This is a genomic window from Candidatus Wallbacteria bacterium, from assembly GCA_028687545.1.
Classification (GTDB): domain Bacteria; phylum Muiribacteriota; class JAQTZZ01; order JAQTZZ01; family JAQTZZ01; genus JAQTZZ01.
Window position 1 is genome coordinate 1 of the sequence record JAQTZZ010000098.1, and the last position, 5,755, is coordinate 5,755.

The 5,755-nt window shown below is 48.5% G+C and carries 4 protein-coding genes; all 4 read right to left on the reverse strand.

Annotation, left to right across the window (positions count from 1 at the left end; all coding sequences use genetic code 11):
- Positions 1-1,917, reverse strand: a 1,917-nt coding sequence (locus PHW04_18945; protein ID MDD2717972.1) for an ABC transporter substrate-binding protein, incomplete at its 3' end; no start/stop codon positions are given.
- Between the two features lie 93 nt (positions 1,918-2,010).
- Positions 2,011-2,907 (reverse strand): C1 family peptidase, encoded by an 897-nt coding sequence (locus PHW04_18950; protein ID MDD2717973.1) that lies wholly within the window; start codon positions 2,905-2,907, stop codon positions 2,011-2,013.
- 111 nt (positions 2,908-3,018) lie between these two features.
- Positions 3,019-3,603, reverse strand: a complete 585-nt coding sequence (locus tag PHW04_18955; GenBank protein ID MDD2717974.1) for a hypothetical protein — start codon at positions 3,601-3,603, stop codon at positions 3,019-3,021.
- A gap of 134 nt (positions 3,604-3,737) precedes the next feature.
- A partial coding sequence (locus PHW04_18960) for a tetratricopeptide repeat protein (protein ID MDD2717975.1) occupies positions 3,738-5,755 on the reverse strand: 2,018 nt, incomplete at its 5' end.

Consider the following 5,755-nt stretch of genomic DNA (forward strand, 5'->3'; position numbering starts at 1 on the left):
GTTGTTGGAGGAACGATAGATATTGAAGTGATTCTTGAATCCCTCTTCATCGGCATGCTTGATAAACTGGTCGCTGTTCAGCCAGGCGAGATCAATCTCGTCCCTCTGCAGTGCGAGGAATTTCATGGATTCATCAGGTATGATCCTGAAGATGCATCTCTGTAAAAAAGGGCGTCCGTTAAAATAATCTTGATTGGCTGTCAGAATGATCTGCTCATCAGGAATCCACTCTGAAAAGCGGAAAGGACCTGTGCCGATCGAGGTTCTGTTCCAGCAGTCTGAATCCAGGCTTTTTCCATTCAGGACATGCTCGGGGAGAATATAGAACAACCACTGGTTGAGAGCCGGAGCGTATGGAGTGTCATAAGTGACCCTGACAGTCATTGGATCGATCGCTTCCAATGTCTCGATATGTGTGAAAATATTGCTGAACCAGCATTCAGCGCTCAGTTCCTGGATTTTCTGATATGTGAACAGCACATCTGCTGCCTGGAATCCAACTTCGTCATGCCATTTCACTCCCTGCTTCAGGTAAAAGGTCAGGATTTTTCCATCATCACTCTGTTCCCAGCGCTCGGCCAGGTCTCCTGTCCACTCGTTGTTGACGTCTTTTTTTATCAGACAGTTCAGGACCAGGCTGTTGACAGTTTCAGCTTCAGGGTCACTGTCAACCAGAGGATTGAGAGTGGCAGGATTAGAGAAAAGAGCTGCTACGATACAGTCGCCATACGCTGGAGAAAGATCAGCCGGGTTTTTCACGGTTTCAGTGATCTCACTTAATTTACTCACCGGAGCATGAAAGGTCCGGGCAATGAAAAAGACTATCCAAAGAATCATCAATGTAATAAAACAAGATCTTAAGATTTTCCATTTGTCTGGTTTTGGGTAGGAAGGTTGTCCAGGTTCGGGATTGTTTTCCAGGGCTTTTTCGCACTGAACCGGATCGTTTAGAATGTCTTTATTCCGGATCGCTTCTGAGAGCATTCCTGCTGAGGAATACCTGGCTTCAGCATCCTTATGCAGGCATTTCATGATGATACGGTTGACCCAGGCTGGAATGGCTGGATTAATCGAGCGGGGCTCCGGGAGATTTCCCTGAGTTACCGCATGGGCAATGGCACCGACATTTTCTTCCTCCACAGGCCTTCTCATGGTCGAGAGTTCATAGTATGTCACCCCAAGACCGTAGATGTCAGTCTGAGGAGTGATTTTCCCCTGTCTGCCCATGAATTGCTCTGGCGCCATGTAATTGAAAGTGCCGACCACCTGTTTGGTCTGGGTTAGATTGTGGGATTCTTCGCTTTTGGCAAGGCCGAAGTCAACCAGTTTGACTGCTCCGCTATGGCAGACCAGAATATTGGCCGGCTTGATATCCCGGTGGATGATGCCGAGACGGTGGACTACGCCTAGAGTTTCAGCTAACTCGGCGATCAGGGCATTAACTTTGTCCAGATAATCCGGATCCTTCAAGGGACTGATCAACGGATCGCGGAGAAAATACGGTAATCCAGGGTCTGATTTCCCGGCTTTGATTGCAGGAAGTTCAGGGTGTTTTTCCCGCTCAGCCAGATCCCTGGCTTTTGAGAGAAAGTTTTCCAAAGAATCCCCTTCCAGATATTCCATCACGAAATAGGGGAGACCTTCATGTTCCCCCCAGGCAAAAATCTGCACAATACCCGGATGACGGCATTGGGCAAGCATTTTGGCTTCCTGCAGGAATCTCTCTCTTGATTCACTCAGGAATCGCTCCCTGCCTGCACTCATTGCCATGGGTTTGATGATTTTGATGGCTACCATGCGGCCAAGCGACAGGTCCAGGGCTTTGTAAACAGCCCCCATGCCGCCTTCGCTGATCTTTTCCAGCACCCTGCAGCCTGAAATGACGGTACCGATCGGTAACGGAATATCATAGAGCATGGAATCAGATTAACAATTGTGCTCTGAGACTGTCAAAGCATTCTGATTTTCTCAATCCCTGTTGTCAGGCTTATCGGCTGCAACCTTCCTTGATCACTTGTATTGCAGGATTGCAGGATAGATCCCGACTTTAGATTTGCCGTATTCGATATACATGAATCCGTTCTCACCCCATTGCGGGCCCCCTGAGTTTTTCAGGATCCAGCAGCCCTTGCTGCCCATCGAATCGTCCCAGCCTACCAGCATTACCAGGTGATTCAGTTCCTGGCCGTCGTGGTTGAATATCCCGCCATGATAGAGCATGAAACTGTCGTCTGCCGCGACACTGACAGATACTGGTCCATAGTCGAGGATGGCCTGCTTGATGATTTCAGGAGCAGGCGGGGTTGACTCATTTGTATCCAGCACTTTCCAGCCCGAGAGCTTGTATGGATGTGAAATTCCGCTTTGGCAGGCCAGTTCATGGCCTACATATGGGCAGTCCTTTTCCAGGGCTGCACCCTGATCCACGAAATACTGGAGCACATCCTCGTATCCCCCGTCGCACCCGTATCCTTTTTTGTTGCAATTCATCAGGTCCTGTTCAGACAGGTCAGTGGCCACTTTGTCGTGCATCAGGATCAGGGATTCGAAGATTCCGGTAAAAGTGTGGGCCCAGCAGCTTCCGCAGTCGCCCTGGTTTTTCGCCGGAGTGACGCACCCCTTTTCCCTCAGGTCATACTTGGCAGGCAGATTCCGGGAAATCTTCAATTCCTTGAATCGATTTTCCGGCTGCAGATCGGGACGAGCCAGTAACCGCCTGTTTTCGACGAAAAATCCGCCTGCCAGTGCTGAAAGGGATATGCTGTAGGTCGCTTTTTCGGATTCAGCGACCCTGACGGCATTTCCGAAGCGGACTGCAGGATTACTGCTCAATGAGCCAATTTCAAGCGCAAAAATGCTCCTGCTGAATAAGCAGATCGCTAAAAAAATCATTGATTTCAGATTCATATGCTCTCCTGATTCCGGATTTTGTTTTTTTCCTGTGTTCAGCTTTTCGATTTTCCATAAGGCCACAACGGAGGGGTGCAGGCAGGACATTGGGTCCTGCCTGCCAGGGAGTTAATAAGGGACAGTAGAGGGATCAACTTCTTTCACGCTGTAGATGGTGATCTTGTCTGCCGAAATTCCGATCATATCTGCGAGATCGTCCTTGAGTTTATCGTATTTGCCTGATTTGATTTCCTGGATGAAAGCTTCCATCTCCGCGTCCCCTGCCTGATACTCAAACACCATTGAAAGGGTTTCATGGTTTCCATTGTCAACTGAAAATTCGATCTCAAACGCAACTTCCACTGTACCTTTGCAATAACCGTTTTGACCAGTTCTCCCCTTGGTCCTGGTCACGATAATTGAAGGATGTCCTGTTATAATCAGATCTTCTTCTGAAAGCCGCCAGGTGAGTTCCGCAGTTTTCAGAGCCAGCGCCCTGGTTTTTGAAAAACACTCCATTGCTGCAGCCCTGGCATCATCCAGACTGTTTACTCTACCAGTGGAGTTGTCGACTCGGATCGCTTCATATTCGCTATTTCTGTCAGCCACTGTGACAAAAGCCTTGCCTGCGAAAGTGGTTGTGCAGTCCTGAACCCCTGAAAATGCGGCAATCGCCGCTGCTAATACCAGTAATAGAATTGTAGTCCTTTTCATACTCCATCCTCCCCACTTAGACTTCTGCAAGATTCTTTTATAGACTAATTATTCATCCGAACCGCTGGATTGGGAAGTTTCATTCTGCTTCATCCTGTTTCATCTTGTTTCAACCTGTTTCAAATAAAAGAATTTCAGGTTTTTTCCTGATGGATTTGATGACCATGGGGAAAGATCACGCAATACGAAGTCTGGTCGTTGAACTGATATCCTCCGGCATCTGTGGAAAATCTGATGAATCGTTCCCGCTCGTCGTCACCGAGTGCGGAACGCAGCCTGGCGATTGTCATCCTGAAAGTGCTGCCATCGGTTTCAGCATCATATTTGCGTTCCCAGACCTTTGGGAAGATCTCTGCAGGTTTAAAGATCATGCCAGGTTCGCTGGCAAACAGAAACAACAGGGGTACAAGCACTCTTTTATTGAAAAAGGTGATCTCCTTGCCATCGATCCACAGTTCCCTCAAGTCGAAATCCGAGAAAAATTCGTACTTGTTTTTTCTGGAGCGGATTTCGGAAATCTCCTGCTCCCCAATTTCTTTCCGGCTGCCGTTGCACAGAAGTATGAAAGAGCAATCGCTTTTTCTGCAGGAAATTCTATCAGCATACCATTGAAAGTCGGATTTAAGCTTTTCCTGTGCCTGAACAGGCAGTTTCCCGATGCTTTCCAGGTATTTCGACCAGCAGCTGTCTGTTTCAGACTGATTTCCTTCCATTCCAAAGATCAGAGAACGGAAAAAATACAATCCTGCCAGGACCCTTGGCTGGAAGTTTTGAGCAAATCCTGCCAGTTCGGCCAGAATTTTGTGCGCTTCCTGAGTCCTGCCCCTGATCAGCAGATACTGGGAATAACTCAGTTTGGCTCTTGAAGATAAGCCTGGCTCGTCGATCCTGGTGAGAAGATCCAAGGCGGTTTTGAAATCAGTCTCTGCTTCATCCCAGTTTCCCTCCCGGGTAAAAATCTCTCCCAGCGAATTATGGATCACTGCCTGGATGTAGATCAGATTGCAGTGATGACAGATTGTCAAGCCTTCCTGTTTCTCACGGACAGCCTCTTTGATTTTCCCTTGCAGGAAGTAGATATCTCCTCTGATATTATGATCCGTTGCCAGGCCGCGGTAATCTTTGAGTTCGCGTCTGATGACACTGGAGCGGGCCAGGAGTTCCAGGGCCTTTTCGTATTCCTGGAGGTCAGAGAGCAGGCAGGCCTGGATATGAATGGTCAAGGCCATGGGATACATGGCGCTGTATTCTCTGTAAATACTCTCTGCAGCCCTGACTGACTCCAAACCGTGCACAACATCGCCCCAGCCTGCAAGGAAACCTGCATATTCCCTGAAAAACCAGGCCTGCAGCAGTGGGTATGAATTCAGGTTTTTAGCGGTCTTGAGTGATTGAAAATAGTTCGTGGAATAGAGAAAATCCCCCTGTGAGTTGCAGATCACTGCCAGTCTGATCAGTATTTCGTATTTTTCCCTGTCAGCCGGGTTTCCTAAGAGCAGTGATTCCAGAGTTGCTCTGGCTTCACTGGTCCCGCTTTCGCAGACTATCCTCGCATTCAGAAAACTGCGGACTGCTTTGCCCGAGATATCCTTCAAAGCCTTCTCAGCTTCAGAAAACTTTTTCTGATAAATCAGGAGTTCTGTCTTGGCCCGCAGCAATTCCTGTGTGCGATAATCATTGCCTGTCTGCAGAACTCCATCGACGAACTCTATGGCTGTGCATCCTGAAAGTCCCAGGGGCCGCTGAGCGGAAGTCTGAAGAATACCGCTGATCAGGTGCATGGCATTTCCACTTTCAGATCCCATGAGCTGCAATTCATCACACAGGCGAAGCAGCACGTCTACGGATTTTTCAGGTTCTTCTGAACCCTGATAGTGATAGTATGCCTCTTTCAGATCAGTGATCGAAGCGCTCTTTTTCCGGAAAAAGAAATCAGCGATCTCCAGCTGCAGCTTGCTCCTCCTGGGATCATCCAGATGGCGTGCCGCATGCTCCTTGAGAAGGCTATGCAGTTCAATCAGTCCAACCTGATTGTGTTCAAGCAGGAAGGTGTCCAGAAACTTACCCAGGGTTTTTTTGCGCATTGATTCAGGAAGGCCCGGGATTTCCTCAGGCCTGACCGGTATCCGCAACAGGCTCAATCGCATGAAAA

Excerpts from the sequence above, each read along its gene's own strand:
- PHW04_18950 (MDD2717973.1), bottom strand. The coding sequence starts at position 2,907 with ATGAATCTGAAATCAATGATTTTTTTAGCGATCTGCTTATTCAGCAGG.
- PHW04_18955 (MDD2717974.1), bottom strand. The coding sequence starts at position 3,603 with ATGAAAAGGACTACAATTCTATTACTGGTATTAGCAGCGGCGATTGCC.